The following is a 20,992-nucleotide window of genomic DNA, read 5'->3' on the forward strand; positions in this document are numbered from 1 at the left end:
GTTGCGGGCGCGCGAGCAGTCGTGCCCGCCCTTTTCAATCGACGGACAACACGCATGGCTCAGACTCCCCTACTCGACATGCAGGACATCGAAATCGCGTTCGGCGGCGTCGCGGCATTGAAGCGTGCGCGGCTCACCGTGGCGGCGGGCGAAGTGCACGCGCTCATCGGTCAGAACGGCGCGGGCAAGTCCACGCTCATCAAGATTCTGACGGGCGCGTATCGCAAGAGCGGCGGAACGATTCGGTTCGATGGCCGCGAAGCCGATTTCCGCACGCCGAAGGAAGCGCGCGAATCCGGCATCAGCACGATCTATCAGGAGATCAACCTCGTGCCGTTCCGCTCGGTCGCGGAGAACATCTTTCTCGGACGCGAGCCGCGCCGTTTCGGCCTGATCGACTGGAAGACGGTGCAGCGTCGCGCATCCGACTTGCTCGAATCGTTCGGATTGCATATCGATGTCAAAAAGCCCGTACGAGACTATTCGACCGCGATACAGCAAATGGTCGCGCTGGCGCGCGCCGTGTCGTCGGATGCGAAGATGGTCATCATGGACGAATCGACATCCTCGCTCGACGAACGCGAAGTCGAATTGCTGTTCACCGTGGTTCGCCGTCTGCGTGACGACGGACGCGCGGTGATCTTCGTGTCGCATCGGCTCGACGAACTGTACGCGCTATGCGACCGCGTCACCGTGATGCGCGACGGCCAGACCGTCGCCGAAAGCACGATGCAGGAGATGGACAAGCTCAGGCTCGTCACGACGATGCTCGGCCGCACGCTCGCCGCCGTCGTGCACGAAGACAGCGCGGTGAAGCAAGCGAATCTCGAAAAGCGCGGCGCGGTCGCGCTGAGCGCGCAATCGCTTGCGGCTGGCGCGAAAGTCGCGAACGTATCGCTCGACGTGCACGCGGGCGAAGCCGTCGGTCTCGCGGGGCTGCTCGGCTCGGGACGCACGGAAACGATGCGCCTGCTGTTCGGCGCGGACCGCCCGTCGCAAGGCACGCTCGCGGTCGGCGGCGATGACGTGTCGTTCCGTTCTCCGAAAGATGCCATCGCTCGCGGCATCGCATATCTCACCGAGGACCGCAAGGCCGAAGGCATCGTCCCGGACCTTTCGGTGCGCGACAACCTCACCCTCGTCTGCCTGCCCGCGCTGACGAAACGCGGCATCGTCGATGTGGCGAAGCAGCGCGAGATCGTCGATGGCTTCATCGCCTCGCTCGGCATCAAGCTGCGTTCGCCGGATCAACCGGTGCGCGAACTGTCGGGCGGCAATCAGCAGAAAGTACTGCTCGCACGCTGGCTCGCGACTCACCCGCGCCTGCTGCTGCTCGACGAACCGACGCGCGGCATCGACGTCGGCGCGAAAGCGGATGTCGCGAAGATCGTGCGCGAGTTGCGCGACGCGGGGATGGCCGTGCTGTTATCGGCATCCGAACTGGAAGAGCTGACCGCCGTGGCCGACCGCGCGGTCGTGATCCGCGATGGCGAAACGGTCGCGCAACTCGACGGCGCGCAGATGACCGAGGCGTCGATCATGGATGCGATCGCCTACGGCTCGGGCGAGAAATCGACGCTGACGCAAGCGAGCGCGGCGCAAGGAAACGAAGCATGATCGACAAGACGCAACCCGCCGCACCGCTCGCCGCCGACGCACAGGCTGCGCCGCCGAGAAAGAAGCGCGGCATCGCGATACAGCGCGAAATCGTCGTGCTCTTCGCGATGATCGTGTTCAACCTCATCTTCACGGACCACTTCTGGTCGCTGCAGACCTTCAACGTGAATCTCACGCAGGTGGTGACGATCGTGATCGTCGGCATCGGCATGACGCTCGTCGTGGCGACGGGCGGCATCGATCTGTCCGTGGGCGCTTCGATGGCGATTGCAGGCGCGCTCGCGCCGATGCTCTTCATGAACATCGACGGACCGCTCGGCATTTTGCTCGCGTTCACGCTGCCGGTACTGGCCGCCGCGCTATGCGGCGTGTTCAACGGACTGCTCGTGACGAGGCTTCACGTGCAGCCGATTGTCGCGACGCTCGTGCTGTTCATCGCGGGACGCGGCATCGCGCAGGTCGTCACCGACGGCAGCCTTCAGGCGTTCAACAATCCCGCGTTCCAGTGGATTGCGCTCGGCAAGGTCGCGGGCGTGCCGTTCCAGATTCTCCTGATGCTCGCGCTCGTCGCGATCTTCACGTGGATCGTGCGCAAGACGCTCTTCGGCAAATACCTGCTCGTCACCGGCGGCAACGAGGATGCGGCCTATCTGTGCGGCATTCCGACCGCCCGCGTAAAACTCATCGCCTATACGCTTTGCGCGGCGCTCGCAGGCCTCGCGGGACTGATTTCGATCTCGGTGAATTCGTCTTCGGATGCGAACGTGGTCGGACTCGGCGTCGAACTCGATGCGATCGCGGCCGTGGCTGTCGGCGGCACCGCGCTGACGGGCGGCAAGGCGTTTATCACGGGCACGCTGATTGGCGCGCTCATCATTCAGCTATTGCGTTACACGCTGCTCGCGCACGGCATTCCGGATGCCGCCGCGCTCGTGCTCAAGGCCGCGATTATCATCGCCGCCGTCTACGTGCAGCGTCGCCGGGGCTCATGACATGAAGAAGAACCTTCCGATCCTGATCGCACTCGTGGCCCTGCTCGTGCTCGGCCTCGTGCGCTACGAGCATTTCACGTCCGCGTACAACGTGACGTCTTTCTGGCGATACAACTCGATGTTCGCGCTGATCTCCATCGGCATGGCGTTCGTCATCATCACAGGCGGTATCGACTTGTCCGTGGGCGCAGTGGCCGCGCTGGCGAGCGTCGTGTCGGCGCTGGCGAGCCCGCACGGCGCGGTGGCGGGCGTGCTTGCCGGATCGTTCGCGGGGCTGGCCGTGGGCGTGCTGAACGGCATGGTCATCACGCATATGCGGATTCTGCCGTTCATCGTCACGCTCGCGACGAGCCTCGGCGCGCACGGCCTCGCGCTATTGCTCGGTCATAACGATGCGGTCGCGATCTCATCGGACACGAACTTCGCCGCGTTCGGCCAGGGCGATTTCCTCGGTTTGCCGATACCGGGCATCGTGTCGCTGATCGCGGCAGTCGCCGGGTGGATCGCGCTGCGCAGTTCGCGCTTCGGGCGGCATGCGCTCGCCATCGGCGGCAGCGAAGAGGCATCGCGGCTGATGGGGCTGAACGTGGATCGCACGCTCGTCGCGGTCTATGCGGTGAGCGGACTGCTCGCGGGCATCGCCGGCGCGATTCTGGCGGCGCAATTCGGCGCGGGACAGCCGAACGAAGGCGTCGGCTGGGAGCTGTTCGCGATCTCGGCGGTCGTGCTCGGCGGCACGCGGCTGACGGGCGGCGAAGGCTCCATCGCGATGACGATTGCAGGCGTCGCGCTGCTCGGGCTCGTGTTCAACCTGCTGAACTTCGAGAACGGGCTGGGCTATATCAGCTTGTCCGCGTACTGGCAGTCGGTGATTCGCGGCCTGTTCCTCTTGCTCGTGATCGTGTTGCAGGCGCGCGTGCTGAAACGCAGGGCGACGCCCGCGAAAATCCCGCACTGAGCTGACATCGCGATTCCACGCATTCGGCATGTGCCTTGCTGGCCGCCTCTCGTTGCTGCATTCATCCCGCACGCATTACGGAGGCAATCACCATGTCAACCACCGTCGGCGATTTTCTGGTCGACCGCCTGTACGCCTGGGGCGTGCGCCGCATCTTCGGATATCCCGGCGATGGCATCAACGGCGTGTTCGGCGCGCTCAATCGCGCGAACGGCAAGATCGAATTCATTCAGGCGCGGCACGAGGAAATGGCCGCGTTCATGGCCTCCGCCCATGCGAAGTTCACGGGTGAGCTCGGCGTGTGCATTGCCACTTCGGGGCCGGGCGCTTCGCATCTGCTGACCGGTCTTTACGACGCCAGGCTCGATCACGTCCCGGTGCTCGCCATTGCAGGCCAGCAGGCGCGCGCCGCGCTCGGCGGACACTATCAGCAGGAACTCGATCTGTCGGCCATGTTCAAGGATGTCGCCGGCGCCTTCGTGCAGCAGGCGAGCGTGCCGTCGCAGATTCGGCATCTCGTCGATCGCGCGGTCCGCACGGCGCTCGGCGAACGCAGGGTCACGGCGCTGATCCTGCCGAACGATCTTCAGGACATGGACTACGAGCCGCCCGGCCGCAAGCATGGGACGGTGCATTCGGGCGTCGGCTATCGCGCGCCGAAAATCGTCCCTTATGCCGACGATCTCCAACGCGCCGCCGATGTGCTCAACGCGGGCAAGAAGGTCGCGATCCTCGTCGGCGCGGGCGCGCTTCAGGCCACCGACGAAGTGATCGCCGTCGCCGAGAAGCTGGGCGCGGGCGTCGCGAAGGCGCTGCTCGGCAAGGCCGCGTTGCCCGACGATCTGCCTTTCGTCACCGGCTCGATCGGCCTGCTCGGCACCGAGCCCAGCTACAAGCTGATGACCGGCTGCGACACGCTGCTGATGATCGGCTCGGGCTTCCCCTACTCCGAGTTTCTGCCGAAGGAAGGCGCGGCGCGCGGCGTGCAGATCGACATCAAGGCGGACATGCTGTCGATCCGCTATCCGATGGAAGTCAACCTCGTCGGCGATAGCGCCGAAACCTTGCGCGCGCTGCTGCCGCTGCTCGAAGAGAAGACGGATCGTGCGTGGCGCAAGGACATCGAAGGCTGGATGGAAGACTGGTGGAAAAAGCTCGAAAAGCGCGCGCTCGAACCCGCGCAAAGCGGCGTCAATCCGCAACGCACGGTGTGGGAACTGTCGCCGCGTGTGCCGTCGAACGCGATCGTCACCAGCGATTCCGGTTCGTGCGCGAACTGGTATGCACGCGATCTCAAAGTGAAGCGCGGCATGATGTGCTCGCTGTCCGGCGGCCTGGCATCGATGGGCGCAGCGGTCCCTTATGCGATCGCCGCGAAGTTCGCGCATCCCGAGCGGCCGGTGATCGCGCTCGTCGGCGACGGCGCCATGCAGATGAGCAACATGGCCGAACTCATCACCGTATCGAAATACTGGAAACAGTGGTCCGATCCGCGCTGGATCTGCATGGTGCTCAACAACGAAGACCTGAATCAGGTCACGTGGGAACAGCGCGTGATGAACGGCGATCCGAAGTTCGAAGCGTCGCAGCAGATTCCGTCGGTGCCGTATCACCGCTTCGCGGAACTGATCGGCTTGCGCGGCTTCTATGTCGACGATGCCGAGCGCATGGCCGCGGTGTGGGACGAAGCGCTCGCGTCGGATCGTCCTGTCGTGATCGAAGTGAAGACCGATCCGAACGTGCCGCCGCTGCCGCCGCACTTCACGCTGCAACAGGCGAAGGCGTTCGCGACGACACTGTTCGAAGGCGATCCCGATCAACGCAACGTAATCGTCGATACCGCGAAGCAGGTGCTCGGCGCAGTGCTGCCGGGGCACAAGGACACGTAACGCGAGGGCGCGGCCTTCAGCGCGCGCCGTTGCCTCGCGACCGCCCGCCTGCGCCTTCCGCTTCGGTTTCTGCATCGGCATCGGCATCGGCAGCAGCGACGTCACACGCCGGCGACGGTCCTTTTCCCGCGTTTGCACCGCCCTCGGCGGCCAGACGCAGGTAAGCGGCGGCGAGCCTGCGCAGTTCTTCCTCGCTTGCATCCTCGATGCCGATCAGCTGATTGCTCGCCCTTCGGTGCGACGCGAGCAGTTCGTTCAGTTTCAGATGCAGCGCGACGCTGTCCTTGTTCTGGCTCTGCTGGATCAGGAACACCATCAGGAACGTGACGATCGTCGTGCCGGTATTGATGACGAGCTGCCAGCCGTCCGAGTAGTGAAAGATCGGCCCGGTGACGACCCATACGACGATGCTCGTCACCGCGAAGCCGAACGCATAAGGCGACCCGGCCCAGCGCGTGACGAGACTCGCGAAGCTGTCGAATGCCCGCATCACCGGGTTCGCCTTCGCATAGGCGGGGCTGGTGGTGTCGGGGATGGTGTCGAGTTGGTCGGTCGATGCCTGCTGTCTGGTTTGCATAAAGTTCTCCCTGCTCATAACTTTTGTCCAAGCAAGAAGCAATCCTTACATGTGACTTCCAGCAGATTGCCCACTTTTCGGGAGGAATTGATACGCGCGGGTCACGATACTTGCTGTTGGCCGGAACGCACCCGGATTCGCCGTGGCTGCCCCGCTTGCCGATGACGGGAAACCGCGTGTTCCATGCGAAAATCGCGTGGCTCATTCACCTAGCCACATCCCCAGAACGTCGCTTTTGCGAGCCGTGCCGCCGCATCGACAAGACCAGCGAGGAGATTCAGCGTCGATGAAGTCCAATAATGTGATCCCGGATACGACAGCAGACGGCGTCGAACCGAGCTTCCTGCTCGGCGGCGGCGAGATGGGCGTGCTCATCCGTGGCTTCGATTGGACCCAGACCTCGCTCGGCGAACCGGCGCAGTGGCCGCAAAGCCTCAAGACGGCCATCCGCATCATGCTGACCTCGCGCCAGCCCATCTGGATCGGCTGGGGCCGCGAGCTTCTGTTCTTCTACAACGACGCCTACAAGCCGATCATCGGCGGCAAGCATCCGCAGGCGCTCGGCCAGCCAACCTCCGTCGTGTGGCGCGAGATCTGGAACGACATCGGACCGCTGCTGGACACCGCGCTCGCGGGCGTCGAAGGCACGTTCGTCGAACAGAAGCTGCTCATCATGGAGCGCAACGGCTTCCCGGAGGAAACCTACTACACGTTCTCCTACAGCCCGATTCCCGACGATCGCGGCGGCGCCGGCGGCATCATCTGCGCGAATAGCGACGATACGCAACGCGTGCTCGGCGAACGCCAACTCCTGGTGCTGCGCGAACTGGCCACGTCCGCCGCCGATGCGCGCACCTGGCGCGAGGCCTGCGAACGTTCGATGAAGGCGCTCCGTGACGCCCCGCGCGACATGCCCTTCGCCCTGCTCTACGCAGCCGAGCCCGCGAACCAGACGGCGACGCTCGTCGGCGCGTGCGGCATTGCGCCGGGGCATCCCGCCGCGCCCGAAACGCTGCATGCGGGGCAGCCCGGCGCATGGCCCGTTCACGATGTCCTGCGCGAGAACGAGGCGCGGCTCGTGACGAACCTGCAGGAGCATTTCGACGTCGCGTTGCCGAGCGGCGCATGGAACGCGGCGCCCACGCGCGCCTTGCTGCTGCCGATCGCGCCGACCGGCGACACCGGTCACGCGGGTGTGCTCGTCGTCGCGCTGAATCCGTATCGCCTGTTCGATGACGGCTATCGCGCGTTCATGAATCTCGTCGCGGGACAGATCAGCGCGGCGATCGGCTACGCCCATGCCTACGACGAAGAACGCCGCCGCGCCGAAGCACTCGCGGAAATCGATCGCGCGAAGACGACGTTCTTCTCGAACATCAGCCACGAATTCCGCACGCCGCTCACGCTGATGCTCGGCCCGCTCGAAGAGATGCTCGCGAACCGCGAGCGCGTCGCGCCCGGCGAGGTGCGCCTCGTCGAGATGATGCATCGCAATGGCTTGCGGCTGCTGAAGCTCGTCAACGCGCTGCTGGACTTTTCGCGCATCGAGGCGGGCCGCATCGAGATGCATCGGCAGACGACGGACATCGCCGCGTTCACCGTCGAACTCGCGTCGCTGTTCCGCTCGGCCATCGAATCGGCCGGCGTCGAGCTGCGCATCGATGTTCCGCGTACGCCCATCCTCGCGGACATCGACCGCGACATGTGGGAGAAAGTCGTCATGAACCTGCTGTCGAACGCGTTCAAGTTCACATTCGATGGCGCGATCGAAGTGTCGCTGCGCACGACCGCTGATCGCGAAATCGAGATGTGCGTGCGCGACACGGGCATCGGCATTCCGCAAGCCGAACTGGAACGCGTCTTCGAGCGCTTTCATCGTGTCGCGGGCGCGACGGGGCGCTCGGTCGAAGGCAGCGGCATTGGCCTTGCGATGGTGCAGGAGCTGGTCAAGCTGCATGGCGGGCGCATCGGCGTCGAAAGCCGGCCCGGCGAAGGCGCGTGCTTCCGCGTCGCGCTGCCCGCCGCGCAGCAGGCGTCCGTCCCGCGCGAGTCCGCTGCGCGCGCCGAAGCGAGCAGCGGCGCACGTTCCTATGTGGATGCGGCGCTGCGCTGGAACCCCGATGCGTCGGACGAAATCGTGAGTGCCATCAGCGATATCGGCGGTCTCGTTCCCGCATTCGACGAGCCGCTCGCGCCGGCCGACGCGGAAACTGCATCGCCCGCGGCAACGGGCCGCGTGCTCGTCGTCGACGATAACGCCGACTTGCGCGACTACATGCGCCGCATGCTGGCCGCAGCGGGCCACGACGTCGCCGTCGCCGCCGATGGCGCCGCCGCGCTCGATGCCGCCCGCGCGCTGCGCCCCGACGTGATCGTGTCCGATGTGATGATGCCGCGCCTCGACGGCTTCGGCATGCTGCGCGCGCTGCGTGGAGATGAGACGTTACGCGACACGCCGGTCGTGCTGCTGTCGGCGCGGGCGGGCGAGGAAGCGCGCGTGGGCGGCCTCGACGCCGGCGCCGACGATTACCTCACCAAACCGTTCTCCGCTCGGGAACTGCTTGCCCGCGTGGCGAGCAATCTGCGGCTCGCGCGGCTGCGTCGCGAGACAGAGCAGCGTCTGCGCGAGGAATCGCGCGTGCTGGAAGTGCTGAACCGCGTCGGCACGACGGTCGCGGGCGAACTCGATCTTGCGCGCGTCGTGCAAGTGGTGACCGACGCGGCCACCGAACTGACCGGCGCGGCGTTCGGTTCGTTCTTCTACAACGTGCTCGACAACGAAGGCGGCAGCTACACGCTCTACGCGCTCTCGGGTGTGCCGAAGGACACCTTCGCCAAGTTTCCGATGCCGCGCAACACGAGCGTGTTCGGGCCGACGTTTCGCGGCGAGGGTATCGTCCGTTCAGCCGATATCACCAAAGACCCGCGCTACGGCCACAACGCGCCGCATCACGGCATGCCGAAAGGCCATCTCGCGGTGTGCAGCTATCTCGCCGCGCCGGTCGTCTCGCGTACTGGCGAAGTGCTCGGCGGTCTGTTCTTCGGGCATCCCGAGCCGAACATCTTCGACGAGCGCGCCGAGAACATTCTCGGCGGCATCGCGGCGCAGGCGTCGATTGCCATCGACAATGCGCGGCTCTTTCAGGCGGCGCAGGATGAAATCGCCGAGCGCACCCGGGCGCAGTCCGCGCTGCGCGATCTGAACGAGACGCTCGAGCGGCGCGTGACCGAAGTCGTCGCCGACCGCGACCGGCTGTGGGAACTGAGCGAAGACCTGTTCGTGATCGCGAGCTTCGAAGGCGCGCTGTTGCGCGTGAGTCCGTCGTGGTCGTCGGTGCTCGGGATGGACGGGCAACGCCTGCACGCGCGCACGATGCTCGAACTGGTTCATCCCGACGACGCGTCCTCCGTCACGCTCGAAATTGACCGGCTGCGCGCGACTGGCGCGCCGGTGCGTTATGAATGCCGGCTCGCGCGCATCGATGGCGGTTGGCGCTGGATCGCGTGGACGCTGTCGCTCGATCCGCGCACGCGGCGCATCCACGGCGTGGGCCGCGACGTCACCGCCGACCGCGAAACCGCCGACGCGCTGCGTCAGGCCGAAGAAGCGCTGCGCATGGCGCAGAAGATGGAGGCCATCGGCAAACTGACGGGCGGCGTCGCGCACGACTTCAACAACCTGCTGCAAGTGGTCGGCGGCAATCTGCAACTGCTCGCGAAAGACGTCGCCGGCCACGACAAGGCCGAGCAGCGCGTGCGCAGCGCGCTCGCGGGCGTGGCGCGCGGCGCGAACTTGGCTTCGCAACTGCTCGCGTTCGGCCGGCGCCAGCCGCTTGCGCCGAAAGTCGTCAATCTCGGCCGTTTCGTGCGCGGCCTCGACGACATGTTCCGCCGCGCGCTCGGCGACGGCATCGAGATCGAGACGATCGTGTCGGGCGGCTTGTGGAACACGCTCGTCGATCCGTTTCAAGTGGAGAACGCGCTGCTGAATCTCGCGATCAACGCCCGCGACGCGATGAACGGGCACGGCAAGCTGACCATCGAGGCGGGCAATGCATCGCTCGATGAAACGTACGCGATGCGCAACGCCGACGTGTTGCCCGGCCAGTACGTGATGGTCGCTGTCACCGATACCGGATCGGGCATGTCGCCCGAAGTGCAGGAACGCGCGTTCGAGCCGTTCTTCACGACCAAGCGCGAAGGACAAGGCACGGGTCTGGGACTGTCGATGGTGTACGGCTTCGTCAAGCAGTCCGGCGGACACGTGAAGGTGTACAGCGAGGAAGGCCACGGCACGACGGTCCGCATCTACTTGCCGCGTGCGCGCGAGGAAGAAGACCTCGAAACGAACACGGAAGCGGGGCCGGCCAAGGGCGGCAGCGAAACCATCCTCGTCGTCGAGGACGATGAGGAAGTGCGCGCGACCGTCGTCGACCTGCTCGCCGATCTCGGCTATCGCGTGCTGCGTGCGAAGGACGCGCATAGCGCGCTCGCGATCGTCGAAAGCGGCGTGCCCATCGACCTGATCTTCACCGATGTCGTGATGCCGGGGCCGCTTCGCAGCACCGAGCTGGCGCGCAAGGCGCGCGAGCGGGTGCCGGGCATCGCGGTGCTGTTCACGTCGGGCTATACCGATAACGCGATCGTCCACGCCGGGCGGCTGGATGAAGGCATCGACCTCTTGAGCAAGCCTTATACGCATGAGGCGCTCGCGCGCAAGGTCCGGCTCGTGCTCGGGCGCAACGGGCGTGAGACCGCGGATGTTCCCGCCCAGCCGGCCGAAGGCGCACCCAGACGCGTGCTCTTCGTCGAAGACAACGAAATGGTGCGCACGAGCAGTGCGGAACTGCTGCGCACGATGGGGCTGGACCTGACGGAAGCGGCGAGCGTCGATGAAGCGATGACGCTGTTGCGCGAGCATCGCTTCGAAGTCTTGCTGACGGACGTGAATCTTGCGGGGGAATCGGGCGTCGAACTGGCGATGGCCGCGCGCCGTGACGCGCCGGCGCTCGGCGTGGTGTTCGTGACGGGCTACGAGCTTGCGTTGAGCGGCGATGAACGCGATGCGCTTCCGGGAGCGATCCACTTGCGCAAGCCGTATGATCCGGACGCGCTGCTCAACGCGGTGAACGCGGCGGCTGCCGCCTGAGTGCGGCAGCTATCGTTGCGCGTGCTTACCCGGCCCTGCGCCGGCGCACCGCCTCGGCCAGCAACTCCAGCGCCGGTTCCGTCTGCGTCCATCCGAGGCACGCATCGGTAATCGAAACCCCGTGCTTCAACGGCACGCCGGGCTTCAGATCCTGCCGCCCTTCTTCGAGGTGACTCTCGATCATCACGCCCGTGATGCGCTTCTCGCCCCCGGACAATTGCCGCGCGATGTCCTCGGCGACCTCGACCTGACGCAGATGCGACTTGTTCGAGTTCGCGTGCGAGCAATCGATCATCACCTGCTCGCGCTGACCGAGCGCCGCCAGCGCCGCGCAGCTTGCGTTCACGCTCTGGGCATCGTAATTCGGGCCATTCTTGCCGCCGCGCAGAATGACGTGACAGTCCGCATTGCCGCGCGTTTCGAAGATGGCCGCCATGCCCATCTTCGTCATGCCCATGAACGCATGGCTCGCGCTTGCCGCGACGATCGCGTCGGCGGCTACCTGCACGCCGCCATCGGTGCCGTTCTTGAAGCCGATCGGGCATGACAGCCCCGATGCAAGCTGCCGATGACTCTGGCTCTCCGTCGTGCGCGCGCCGATCGCGCCCCACGCGATCAGGTCTGCGATGTACTGGGGACTCAGCAGGTCGAGAAATTCGGTGGCGGTCGGCAAGCCGAGGCCGCTGATTTCGAGCAGAAGCTCGCGCGCGCGGCGCAGGCCTTCGTTGATGCGGAAGCTGCCGTCCAGGCGCGGATCGTTGATATAGCCCTTCCAGCCGACCGTCGTGCGCGGCTTTTCGAAGTACACCCGCATTACGATGAGCAGATCGTCGCTGAGGCGCTCGGCGACGGTCTTCAGCGTCCGAGCGTATTGCATCGCCTGATCGTGGTCGTGGATGGAACACGGTCCCACGACGACCACGAGCCGGTCATCGTGGCCATGCAGGATGTTCGCGATTCCCGCGCGGCTTCGCTCCACGAGCGATTGCACTTCGGACGTGACCGGCAGTTCGTCGAGCAGCAGCGCCGGCGAAATCAGCGGACGCACCGCGCCGATGCGCGTGTCGTCGATGCGGGTCGTATCTTGCGTGGAGTCGGCCACGCCGGCCTCCTGATCGCGAGCGGGATTGTCGATGCGGCTCAAAATGGGCTCCGTCGTGCGTTGTCAATGCGAGAAAGTGAAATCTGATGCGGATTCACCGCGTCATAGCAGCCAATCGGCGCGAACATCGATTATCGCATCGTTGCGGTGCGTTGGCCCTCGCCGGAAGGATCGTGCGTATCATGGAGTGACTCTTAGGGAGCAGAACATGCGGATCGAAACATCGTTTCTCTTCGACCTGGACGGCACGCTCGTCGATAGCGTCTATCAGCACGTGCTGGCCTGGAAGGAAGCGCTGGATGCGGAAGGCATCGAGTTGTCGGTGTGGCGCATCCATCGCAAGATCGGGATGAGCGGCGGGCTCTTCACGAATCAGTTGCTACGCGAGACGCACGGTGAGATCAGCGCCGAACGCGTCGAGCGCCTGCGCCAGTTGCATGCCGAGGCGTACAAGCGGCTGCGCGCGCAGGTCTGTCCGCTGCCGGGTGCGCGCGAATTACTCGCCGCGCTGACGGACGCGGGCACGCGCTGGGCCATCGCGACGAGCGGACGCATGGAGACGGCGGCGGTCAATCTCGAAGCACTGGGCGTCGATGCGTCGAAGCAGGTCGTCATCACACGCGACGACGTCAAGTATGCGAAGCCCGACCCCGATCTGTTCCTCGCCGCCGCCGCGCGCCTGAACGTGCCGATCGAGCATACGGTCGTCGTCGGCGACAGCATCTGGGACATGCTCGCGGCGCGGCGTTGCCGCTCGCTCGGCGTGGGCCTGCTGTCGGGCGGCTATGGCAGCGACGAACTGGAGCGTGCGGGCGCGTTGCGGGTGTACGAAGATCCGGCCGACTTGCTCGCGCATCTGGATGAAGTCGCGGCGCGGCCCTGAACGCTTCGGACATTCAGGGCCGCGTCGAATCATTCCGCGATGTCCGGCTCGACCAGTCTCGCCAGTTGCAGCAGCGATTCCTGCCAGCCGAGATAGCACATCTCCACCGGAATGACGTCGGGGATGCCCTCCTGCACGACGGTCAGCTCCGTTCCGCACGACACCTGCCGCAGCGACACGGTGACGTGCATCTCGCCGGGAAGGTTCGGGTCGTCGAAACGATCGGTGTAGCGCAGCTTCTCGAACGGCACCAGTTCGATGTACTCGCCGCCGAACGAATGGCTGTGGCCGGTGCTGAAATTGCGGAACGACATCTTGTGCGTGCCGCCCGTGCGGGCATCCATATGGTGGACCTGACACGTAAAGCCGTAAGGCGGAAGCCACTTCGCGATGGCGTCGGGTTCGACGAACGCGCGGTAGACGCGTTCGGGCGTGGCGCGCAAGACGCGTTGCAGACGGACGGTGCCGGTAGTCATGGTGTGCTCACCTTTCACTTGAAAAAGTCGACACAGTCTACGACGATGGACCGGCGCAAAAATCGACATCGTGCGAAATCGGACACAATTCAACAGCCGCGTATGGCTAATCCTCCGAGACCTGAAATGAACATCGCCTTTATGCGTTCGCCGACGCGATGCGCGCTGGCGTCGACGCTGGCGGCAACGCTGACATGCGCACTGGCCGGTTGCGCCGCGAGCGGACCGCCGGTCGACGCAAGACATCTCTCCGCAACGGAATGCCGCGACCTCCTTGCGCTGCAAAATCATGCGCCGCCGACCCGCGAGCGCAACAGCAGCGAACTGACCGCGCTCCGGAAAGCGGGCTACGACCCGTCGAAGTGGTACGACCCGTACTACCCCGACGATCTCCAGATGGCGCAGCGCCGGATCGCTCGCTGGCTGCAGACGGACTGCCAGCAGCCCGGTTGAACGATGCCCTCTTCCATCCGCAATTCGCTGCTCTGGATCTTCGACGCCTTCGAACGCGACGCGACTTACCTGCGCAAGCGCATGTTCGGTTGCGATGCCGCGTATATCGACGGCTTGCTGTGCCTCGTCGCCGCCGATCGCGAAAAGCCGTGGAATGGCCTGCTCGTTTGCACATCGCAGGAACGCCACGCCGCGCTGATCGAAGCGATGCCCGCGTTGCAGCCGCATCCGGTGCTCGGGAAATGGCTGTATGTCGCACAGGAAAGCCCCGACTTCGAAGCGGTCGTTGAGCAATTGACCGCGCTCGTGCTCGCCCGGGATCCGCGTGTGGGCGTCGAGCCGAAGCCGCGCAAACGCCGCGGCACCACGCTGTCCGCTAACTGATTGCCTGACATGCCATCCATCACCGCCACGCGCGCCGGGCAGTTGCCGCTTGCAAGCATCGGCTGCATTCTCGCGTCGATGCTGTGCTTCGCCATCGTCGATGCGCTCGCGAAAGTCGTCGCGATGCAGTATCCGCCCAACGAAGTGACGTTCTTTCGCATGCTGTTCGGCCTCGTCCCTGCGTGGGCGATGTGCTGCATCGGCAAGCGGTCACTGACCGAGCGCATCAGGACGCTCGATGTCAAAGGGCAAACGTTGCGCGCGCTGACGCTGCTCGGCGCATCCGGCTTCTTCTTCGCGGGGCTTCCGTTCATCCCGCTCGGGGAAGCGGTCGCGATCGCCTATTCGGAGACGCTGATCGTCGTCGTGCTCGCGCCGTTCATCCTCAAGGAGAAGCTGACGACGCGCGGCGCATGGTCCGCGTGCATCGGCTTCGCGGGCGTGCTGCTGGTCGTGCGGCCCGGAGGCGGTGAAGCCAACTGGTTCGGCCCGTTGCTGCTGCTCGCGAGCGCGCTCTTCGGCGCGTTGTCGATCATGCAGATCAAGCGTATTCGCGCCACCGACGATTCCCGCACGACAGTGTTCTTTTTCAGCGCGGTCGGCACGGTCGTCACCGCATGTACGCTGCCCTTCAGCTGGAAGACGCCGACACTGGAGGCACTCGCCGTCATGGCGCTGCTCGGCGCGTTCGCGACAGCGGGACAATTGCTGATGACGGTCGCCTATCGCCGCGCCGACGCGGGCGCGCTCGCGCCGTTCAACTACACGAGCATCGTATGGGCCGCGTTGTTCGGCTATCTCGCGTGGGGCGAGACGATCGGCACGCTATCGCTTGCGGGGATCGCGCTGATCGTCGGCAGCGCGATTGCGGTTGCGTGGCAGCGCAAGTCGCCGGAAGGACCGAACGCGTGACGCGCGAAGATCGAAAATGACGCGCTGTCATTTTGCAGGGTTACACTGAACGCGCAGTGCCGACATCGCTGGCGCGAACGAACCATCGTTCGCACCGCTTTATTCACGACTCATTCTTCTATCATCCGATGAAAACTGCCTTCAAGAAGACCCTCGCGTTGTTCGTGCTGGCGGCGTTTGCCGCACCGACGCTGTCGTTTGCAGCGGCCGAGTATCCGTCGAATCAGAAGCGCCCCGCGTATAGCAAAACGCACAAGCACCATAAGCATCAGAAGAAGGCGCCGGCGCAGTAACGCGGCACAAGTCCGCGCGGCCGCCTGCGTGCAACTTACACCACGTACGCGGCCGCGTTCATCGCGCTTCAGCCGGCATCGCCGGAACTGATCACCGCCTGCATGCTCTTCAGGAGCTTGCGCAAATAGCCGAGCAGGCCGACGACATCGCCGAACGCGATGAAGCCTGTTTCCGGACCATCTCCGAATAGCGCCGCACCGTCCAGCGTCTTGTCGATGATGAGACCGCCATACGCCGCATGCGGCACGTACTCATCCGCGCCGATGCGAAAGCGCTCGCCATTCACGGCGGCATCGCGCAGGCGCATCAGGAACTGCACTTCGGGCGTGCGCGAACTCGACAGCCGATGCACGTCGAAGAAGTCCGCCACCGCGAGAATCGCATTCAGGCACGGCACACGCAGGGCGAACGTCATGCGCTGCGATGCGTCGGGCAGCGTCGGCCACGGCTGCAGCGCATCTTGCGGCTCCTCTTTCATCGGCATGCCGTCTTCGCTATGCGCGTGCGCTTCGGGATGCGCGCGCCGATGTTCCACCAGCCGCGCCAGCGCGCTGAAGTCCGGCGCGCGCTGGCCGTTCTCGATCCAGTCGGCCAGCAAGCCGGCGTGCGTGCAAAGCGACAGCAATTGCGCGTCGATGAATGCGACGCCGAGCCTGCACGGGTCGAGTTGCGGCGTGCTGTGAGTGTCGGACATCCTCGTCTCCTTGATATTGACTACGCGCGCTGCACCGCAAATTCCGCGCCCGCGAGACTGCCGACACGTTCGGCATGATCAGAACAGATTGCGCAGTCCGACCGATACACCCGTCTGGTTCGATCTGCCCGGCAACTCGACGAAGCCCGCGCCCGTGACCTTGTTGAAGTCCACGGTGCCATACACTTCGGTGCGTTTCGACAACGCATATTCCGCGAGCGCGACGCCCGTGTAGCGATTGCCGTTGCCCGTCTCGCCGCCGCCGATCGCCGCGTTCTTCATGTGGTCATAGTAGAACGCACCCGTGAGCAGCAGCGCAGGCGTGACTTGCCACGTGACGCCAGCGAACGGGCCATCGTCGCGCCGGCCCGAACCCTTGAGGATGTCGACGCCCGACACGAGGTTGCGTTGCGAGAGCAGACTGTCGACGAAGCCGGTGTCGTCGGTCGAATGCAGATAGCCCGCGTACAGCTTCGCGGACCCGATCGTATAGACGATGTTCGCGTTCCAGATTTTCTGCTTGTTGCTCGCGTTGTCGCTGTTCTGCTGATAGCCGCCGCCGATCGACAGCGGCCCCATTGCATACGACGCCGTGAAGCCGTACATGTTGCCCGCGCCGAGATGCCCCGGCACCTGGCCCGAGAAGCCGCCGGGGCCGGTCGCCGTGTAGTTGGTGCCGAACGAGTACATCGCGCCGATGGTCAAGCCCGCGAACGTGCCGTTGTACTTGACGGCGTTGTCCGCATAAAGGCCCGCGCCGAGCGCGACCGGCAGCCATGCGTTCTCGAAGTAATTGCCGACGGTGAGCGGGTCGTAGGTATCGCCGAGCATGTCGAAGAGCGGCGTTTTCTGGCGGCCGAGCGTGAGCGCGCCGTACTGGTTCGCAAGCCCGACATACGCCGCGCGATTGAAGGCGCGCTGGCTATCCGAATACTGGCCGTTGTTCAGTTCCACGCCGCCTTCAAGGCGAAAGATCGCCGTCAGTCCGCCGCCGAGATCTTCCGTTCCCTTGAGGCCGATACGGCTGTTCGTAACCGCGCCGTTCGTCATGTAGAGCTTGCCGTCGTTGTTGGCGTTCGCGTTGGTCAGATACCGCACGCTGACGTCAGCGACGCCATACAGCGTCACGGAGCTTTGCGCGAATGCGGACTGGCAGGCGCATGCAATGGCGGATACGGCAAGCGCGGTGGCCGCGCGGGAGGTGATCGTCTTCATGTTTGTTTTTGCGTTGTTGCGGTTCGATGAGATGCGCCCATTCGCGCGGCTTTCGTTTTGCCGTCCCGGATCGCGGGCTCGACCGCGCCGCGAACGGGCACGCGGACTTTTATCACATCAAATAGCGCAGCGCATAGGCTCTGGCAAGCGGCTCGGCACGGGTGTTGTGTTTAGCGCAAAACGGGCGGGCGTTTCGCGCCGCTCCAATGGAGATGAGTGAGAGCGGCATAATCATTAGTACGGCGAACCTTCGCGGCGCATCTTTGCCTTTGCGCCCTTGTGCGAACGCGTGCAAACGTAGTAGCCACGTCATACGTAAAGGCAAAGCCCGATTGCAGCCCTCGCTTAATAGCCGTTATGCTTGAGAAAACGACACACTCGCAGAATGAGGGAGACATTCCATGCTGACGATCTGGGGCCGAGCCAATTCGGTCAACGTGCAGAAAGTACTGTGGTGCTGCGACGAGCTGGGAGTGGAATACGAGCGCATCGACGCGGGCATGCAGTTCGGCCGCAATCACGAGCCCGACTATCTCGCGATGAACCCGATGGGCCGCGTGCCGACGCTCGTCGACGGCGACTTCGTGCTGTGGGAATCGAACGCCATCCTCCGTTATCTGGCGATGCAGTACGGCGAAGGCAGCGCCATCTATCCCGCCGACCCGAAGCTGCGCGCGAGCGTCGATCGCTGGCTCGACTGGACGCTTTCCACCCTCCAGCCTGCGGAACGCCCGGTGTTCTGGGGCTATATCCGCACGCCCGAGGCCAAGCGCCATTTGAAGCAACTGGAAGCCGATGCGCGCGAAGTCGAGGCGCTATGGCGGGTGATCGACGCGCACCTGAAGGGCCGCGACTTCGTCGAAGGCAATGCGTTTTCGCTGGCGGATCTCGTTATCGCGGCTTATGCGCGGCGCTGGTATGGCATCGCGGAACTCGAACGGCCCGCGCTGCCCGACCTCGAACGCTGGTACGCGCAACAGTCGGCGCGCCCGGGGTTTCAACGCTACGTCGCACCGGAACTGACCTGAACGCACTTATCGCCGATACGGACATGACCATCGAACTGCACACATGGAACACGCCCAACGGGCGCAAGATCAGCGTCGCGCTCGAAGAGATGCAACTGCCTTACACCGTGAAGACAGTCGACATCACGAAGGGCGAGCAGCATGCGCCCGAGTTTCTGCGCATCAGCCCGAACAACCGCATTCCCGCGATCGTCGATCCGGACGGACCCGATGGCCAGCCGATCAGCGTCTTCGAATCGGGCGCGATCCTGCTCTATCTTGGCGAGAAGACCGGCCAGTTTCTGCCCGCGAGCCTGCGCGATCGCATACCCGTGCTCGAATGGCTGATGTGGCAGATGGGCGCCTTCGGCCCGATGCCCGGACAGGTGCATCACTTCCGCATGGTCGAGGCGGAAAGCGACCGGCGTTACGGCCTCAAGCGTTATTCCGACGAAACGCGCCGCCTCTATGGCGTGCTCGACAAGCGCCTTGCCGATGTCGAATACGTCGCGGGCGCGCTGTCGGTGGCGGACTTCGCGATTCTCGGCTGGGCATGGCGGCACGAGCGTCATCAGGTCTCGCTCGACGACTACTCGAACGTCGAACGCTGGTACGAAGCGCTGTTCGCGAGGCCCGGCGTGCAGCGCGGCTTCGAAGTGAAACTCGACCTGTCCTGACGCGCCGCCGCTGTCAGGCACGCGTAATATGAGCGGCATTCGAGCCCGACGCAACGAGGAGACGATGATGACCGCGCACATGTACGACGAGGGCCTTCCCAAGACCGTCGCCAACTTCGTGGCGCTGACGCCGCTGACTTTCATCGAACGCGCGGCGTCGGTGTATCCGGCGCGGCCCGCCATCGTGCATGGCGAGATACGGCGCACGTGGGCCGAAACGTATGAGCGAACGCGGCGGCTTGCATCGGCGCTGGCCGCGCGTGGCATCGGCATCGGCGATACAGTCGCGGCCATGCTCTCCAACACGCCCGAGATGGTGGAAGCGCACTTCGGCGTGCCGATGACGGGCGCGGTGCTCAACACGCTCAACACGCGGCTCGATGCCGCCACGCTCGCGTTCATGCTGACGCACGGCGAAGCGAAAGCGGTGCTCGTCGACCGCGAGTTCGCCGGTGTGATGAAGAAGGCGCTCGAACAAGTGCCGCAGCCGGTCTTCGTGATCGATGTCGATGACTCGCAGTATGCGGGCGACGGCGAGCGCATCGGCGAAATCGACTATGAAGCGTTGCTCGCGGGCGGCGATCCTGCGTATGAATGGTCGCCGCCATCGGATGAATGGAACGCCATCTGCCTCAATTACACATCGGGAACGACGGGCAATCCGAAGGGCGTCGTCTATCACCATCGCGGCGCCTATACGAACGCGGTCAGCAATATCCTCGAATGGGACATGCCGAAGCATGCCGTGTATCTGTGGACCTTGCCGATGTTCCATTGCAACGGCTGGTGCTTTCCCTGGACCGTCGCGGCCCGAGCGGGCGTGAACGTGTGCCTGCGCAAGGTCGATGCGAAGACCATCTTCGAGCTGATCCGCAACGAGGGCGTCACTCACTATTGCGGCGCGCCGATCGTGCAGAACCTACTCGTCAACGCACCGGACGAAATGAAGCAAGGCATCGCGCACAAGGTCCATGCGATGGTCGCGGGCGCGGCGCCGCCCGCCGCGATGATCGAAGGCATGGAGCGGCTCGGCTTCGAACTGACGCATGTGTATGGACTTACGGAAGTCTACGGACCCGCGACCGTCTGCGCGCAGCAAGCGGAATGGAGCGCGCTCGATATCGGCGAGCGGGCGCGGCTCAATGCGCGTCAGGGCGTGCGCTATCACTTGCAGGATGCGGTCAGCGTGCTCGATCCGCTCACCATGCAGCCCGTTCCCCGCGACGGCGAGACCATCGGCGAGATCATGTTTCGCGGCAACATCGCGATGAAGGGGTATCTGAAGAATACCAAGGCCACCGAGGAAGCGTTTGGCGGCGGCTGGTTCCATACCGGCGATCTGGCCGTCGCGTATCCGGATGGCTATGTCCGCATCAAGGATCGCAGCAAGGACATCATCATCTCGGGCGGCGAGAACATCTCGAGCATCGAAGTGGAGGACGTGCTGTACCGGCATCCGGCTGTGCTGGCGGTGGCCGTCGTCGCGAAGCCGGACGCGCGCTGGGGCGAGACGCCGTGCGCGTTCGTCGAGACGAAAGCCGGCGCGCAGGTCACTGCGGACGAACTGATTGCGCATTGCAAGGCGCATCTCGCGGGCTTCAAGGTGCCGCGTGCCGTCGAGTTTTGCGAGTTGCCGAAGACATCGACCGGGAAGATTCAAAAGTTCGAACTGCGCAAGCGCGCGGGCTCGGTTGCGGCAATCGACGTTTGAGG

General features: G+C 64.7%; 18 protein-coding genes. 13 read left to right on the forward strand and 5 right to left on the reverse strand.

All coding sequences use genetic code 11. The features are described 5' to 3' along the window. Nucleotides 1-54 precede the first annotated feature (54 nt). The 4 genes from AB6804_RS05990 (at nucleotide 55) to AB6804_RS06005 (ending at nucleotide 5,456) form a co-directional block, all read left to right on the forward strand. Nucleotides 55-1,617: a sugar ABC transporter ATP-binding protein gene (locus AB6804_RS05990; RefSeq protein ID WP_370885669.1), complete on the forward strand. Its 1,563-nt coding sequence runs from the start codon at nucleotides 55-57 to the stop codon at nucleotides 1,615-1,617. Beyond that, nucleotides 1,614-2,609 (forward strand): ABC transporter permease, encoded by a 996-nt coding sequence (locus AB6804_RS05995; RefSeq protein ID WP_370885670.1) that lies wholly within the window; start codon nucleotides 1,614-1,616, stop codon nucleotides 2,607-2,609. Before AB6804_RS05990 ends, AB6804_RS05995 begins: the two co-directional genes overlap by 4 nt. A gap of 1 nt (nucleotide 2,610) precedes the next feature. Continuing rightward, nucleotides 2,611-3,567, forward strand: a complete 957-nt coding sequence (locus AB6804_RS06000) for an ABC transporter permease (protein WP_370885671.1) — start codon at nucleotides 2,611-2,613, stop codon at nucleotides 3,565-3,567. A 92-nt stretch (nucleotides 3,568-3,659) separates the two neighbouring features. Beyond that, nucleotides 3,660-5,456 carry a thiamine pyrophosphate-requiring protein gene (locus AB6804_RS06005; protein ID WP_370885672.1) on the forward strand — a complete coding sequence of 599 codons (1,797 nt, stop codon included), beginning with the start codon at nucleotides 3,660-3,662 and terminating at the stop codon, nucleotides 5,454-5,456. Nucleotides 5,457-5,472: 16 nt separating this feature from the next. On the opposite strand, the gene AB6804_RS06010 is transcribed toward AB6804_RS06005, so the two are convergent. Beyond that, nucleotides 5,473-6,033, reverse strand: coding sequence for a low affinity iron permease family protein (locus AB6804_RS06010; protein ID WP_370885673.1), 561 nt, complete (start codon nucleotides 6,031-6,033; stop codon nucleotides 5,473-5,475). A gap of 286 nt (nucleotides 6,034-6,319) precedes the next feature. Here AB6804_RS06010 and AB6804_RS06015 point away from each other — a divergent pair, with 286 nt between their 5' ends. Then, nucleotides 6,320-11,182, forward strand: a complete 4,863-nt coding sequence (locus AB6804_RS06015; RefSeq protein WP_370885674.1) for a response regulator — start codon at nucleotides 6,320-6,322, stop codon at nucleotides 11,180-11,182. Between the two features lie 25 nt (nucleotides 11,183-11,207). Here AB6804_RS06015 and AB6804_RS06020 read toward each other — a convergent pair whose 3' ends face one another. After that, on the reverse strand, nucleotides 11,208-12,326 hold the full coding sequence (locus AB6804_RS06020; RefSeq protein WP_370885675.1) for a 3-deoxy-7-phosphoheptulonate synthase: 1,119 nt from the start codon (nucleotides 12,324-12,326) through the stop codon (nucleotides 11,208-11,210). A gap of 166 nt (nucleotides 12,327-12,492) precedes the next feature. Here AB6804_RS06020 and AB6804_RS06025 point away from each other — a divergent pair, with 166 nt between their 5' ends. Beyond that, entirely contained in the window at nucleotides 12,493-13,167 is a 675-nt protein-coding gene (locus tag AB6804_RS06025; protein ID WP_244796812.1) for an HAD family hydrolase, read from the forward strand. Between the two features lie 29 nt (nucleotides 13,168-13,196). Here the strand turns inward: AB6804_RS06025 and AB6804_RS06030 are convergent, their stop codons facing one another. Further along, nucleotides 13,197-13,643, reverse strand: a complete 447-nt coding sequence (locus AB6804_RS06030) for an SRPBCC family protein (RefSeq protein WP_370885676.1) — start codon at nucleotides 13,641-13,643, stop codon at nucleotides 13,197-13,199. A gap of 126 nt (nucleotides 13,644-13,769) precedes the next feature. Between AB6804_RS06030 and AB6804_RS06035 the strand changes: the two genes are divergently transcribed. From AB6804_RS06035 to AB6804_RS06050, 4 genes are all read left to right on the forward strand, one after another. After that, nucleotides 13,770-14,096 (forward strand): DUF4148 domain-containing protein, encoded by a 327-nt coding sequence (locus AB6804_RS06035; RefSeq protein WP_370885677.1) that lies wholly within the window; start codon nucleotides 13,770-13,772, stop codon nucleotides 14,094-14,096. Between the two features lie 3 nt (nucleotides 14,097-14,099). Then, nucleotides 14,100-14,480, forward strand: a complete 381-nt coding sequence (locus tag AB6804_RS06040; RefSeq protein WP_370885678.1) for a hypothetical protein — start codon at nucleotides 14,100-14,102, stop codon at nucleotides 14,478-14,480. Between the two features lie 9 nt (nucleotides 14,481-14,489). Then, entirely contained in the window at nucleotides 14,490-15,392 is a 903-nt protein-coding gene (locus AB6804_RS06045; RefSeq protein ID WP_370885679.1) for a DMT family transporter, read from the forward strand. A 128-nt stretch (nucleotides 15,393-15,520) separates the two neighbouring features. Further along, nucleotides 15,521-15,685, forward strand: coding sequence for a hypothetical protein (locus tag AB6804_RS06050; protein ID WP_370885680.1), 165 nt, complete (start codon nucleotides 15,521-15,523; stop codon nucleotides 15,683-15,685). A 68-nt stretch (nucleotides 15,686-15,753) separates the two neighbouring features. Here AB6804_RS06050 and AB6804_RS06055 read toward each other — a convergent pair whose 3' ends face one another. Both AB6804_RS06055 and AB6804_RS06060 read right to left on the reverse strand, forming a co-directional pair. Then, nucleotides 15,754-16,380, reverse strand: a complete 627-nt coding sequence (locus tag AB6804_RS06055; RefSeq protein WP_370885681.1) for a hypothetical protein — start codon at nucleotides 16,378-16,380, stop codon at nucleotides 15,754-15,756. A 78-nt stretch (nucleotides 16,381-16,458) separates the two neighbouring features. Continuing rightward, nucleotides 16,459-17,595 (reverse strand): porin, encoded by a 1,137-nt coding sequence (locus tag AB6804_RS06060; RefSeq protein WP_370885682.1) that lies wholly within the window; start codon nucleotides 17,593-17,595, stop codon nucleotides 16,459-16,461. A gap of 401 nt (nucleotides 17,596-17,996) precedes the next feature. Here AB6804_RS06060 and AB6804_RS06065 point away from each other — a divergent pair, with 401 nt between their 5' ends. The 3 genes from AB6804_RS06065 to AB6804_RS06075 all read left to right on the forward strand — a co-directional run bounded on the left by AB6804_RS06065 (nucleotide 17,997) and on the right by AB6804_RS06075 (nucleotide 20,990). Beyond that, complete coding sequence (locus AB6804_RS06065; RefSeq protein WP_370885683.1) at nucleotides 17,997-18,623, forward strand: glutathione S-transferase family protein; 627 nt, start codon at nucleotides 17,997-17,999, stop codon at nucleotides 18,621-18,623. Between the two features lie 23 nt (nucleotides 18,624-18,646). Next, nucleotides 18,647-19,279, forward strand: coding sequence for a glutathione S-transferase family protein (locus tag AB6804_RS06070; protein ID WP_370885684.1), 633 nt, complete (start codon nucleotides 18,647-18,649; stop codon nucleotides 19,277-19,279). A gap of 67 nt (nucleotides 19,280-19,346) precedes the next feature. Further along, the gene (locus AB6804_RS06075; protein ID WP_370885939.1) at nucleotides 19,347-20,990 is read left to right on the forward strand and encodes an acyl-CoA synthetase; all 1,644 of its coding nucleotides are present in this window, start codon (nucleotides 19,347-19,349) and stop codon (nucleotides 20,988-20,990) included. Nucleotides 20,991-20,992: the final 2 nt, after the last annotated feature.

This window comes from Caballeronia sp. RCC_10 (genome assembly GCF_041360715.1).
GTDB classification, from domain to species: domain Bacteria; phylum Pseudomonadota; class Gammaproteobacteria; order Burkholderiales; family Burkholderiaceae; genus Caballeronia; species Caballeronia grimmiae.

What these genes read in the sequence shown, in the direction of transcription:
- AB6804_RS05990 (WP_370885669.1), top strand. Translation starts at nt 55, where the DNA reads ATGGCTCAGACTCCCCTACTCGACATGCAGGACATCGAAATCGCGTTC.
- AB6804_RS05995 (WP_370885670.1), top strand. Translation starts at nt 1,614, where the DNA reads ATGATCGACAAGACGCAACCCGCCGCACCGCTCGCCGCCGACGCACAG.
- AB6804_RS06000 (WP_370885671.1), top strand. Translation starts at nt 2,611, where the DNA reads ATGAAGAAGAACCTTCCGATCCTGATCGCACTCGTGGCCCTGCTCGTG.
- AB6804_RS06005 (WP_370885672.1), top strand. Translation starts at nt 3,660, where the DNA reads ATGTCAACCACCGTCGGCGATTTTCTGGTCGACCGCCTGTACGCCTGG.
- AB6804_RS06010 (WP_370885673.1), bottom strand. Translation starts at nt 6,033, where the DNA reads ATGCAAACCAGACAGCAGGCATCGACCGACCAACTCGACACCATCCCC.
- AB6804_RS06015 (WP_370885674.1), top strand. Translation starts at nt 6,320, where the DNA reads ATGAAGTCCAATAATGTGATCCCGGATACGACAGCAGACGGCGTCGAA.
- AB6804_RS06025 (WP_244796812.1), top strand. Translation starts at nt 12,493, where the DNA reads ATGCGGATCGAAACATCGTTTCTCTTCGACCTGGACGGCACGCTCGTC.
- AB6804_RS06030 (WP_370885676.1), bottom strand. Translation starts at nt 13,643, where the DNA reads ATGACTACCGGCACCGTCCGTCTGCAACGCGTCTTGCGCGCCACGCCC.
- AB6804_RS06035 (WP_370885677.1), top strand. Translation starts at nt 13,770, where the DNA reads ATGAACATCGCCTTTATGCGTTCGCCGACGCGATGCGCGCTGGCGTCG.
- AB6804_RS06040 (WP_370885678.1), top strand. Translation starts at nt 14,100, where the DNA reads ATGCCCTCTTCCATCCGCAATTCGCTGCTCTGGATCTTCGACGCCTTC.
- AB6804_RS06045 (WP_370885679.1), top strand. Translation starts at nt 14,490, where the DNA reads ATGCCATCCATCACCGCCACGCGCGCCGGGCAGTTGCCGCTTGCAAGC.
- AB6804_RS06050 (WP_370885680.1), top strand. Translation starts at nt 15,521, where the DNA reads ATGAAAACTGCCTTCAAGAAGACCCTCGCGTTGTTCGTGCTGGCGGCG.
- AB6804_RS06055 (WP_370885681.1), bottom strand. Translation starts at nt 16,380, where the DNA reads ATGTCCGACACTCACAGCACGCCGCAACTCGACCCGTGCAGGCTCGGC.
- AB6804_RS06060 (WP_370885682.1), bottom strand. Translation starts at nt 17,595, where the DNA reads ATGAAGACGATCACCTCCCGCGCGGCCACCGCGCTTGCCGTATCCGCC.
- AB6804_RS06065 (WP_370885683.1), top strand. Translation starts at nt 17,997, where the DNA reads ATGCTGACGATCTGGGGCCGAGCCAATTCGGTCAACGTGCAGAAAGTA.
- AB6804_RS06070 (WP_370885684.1), top strand. Translation starts at nt 18,647, where the DNA reads ATGACCATCGAACTGCACACATGGAACACGCCCAACGGGCGCAAGATC.
- AB6804_RS06075 (WP_370885939.1), top strand. Translation starts at nt 19,347, where the DNA reads ATGACCGCGCACATGTACGACGAGGGCCTTCCCAAGACCGTCGCCAAC.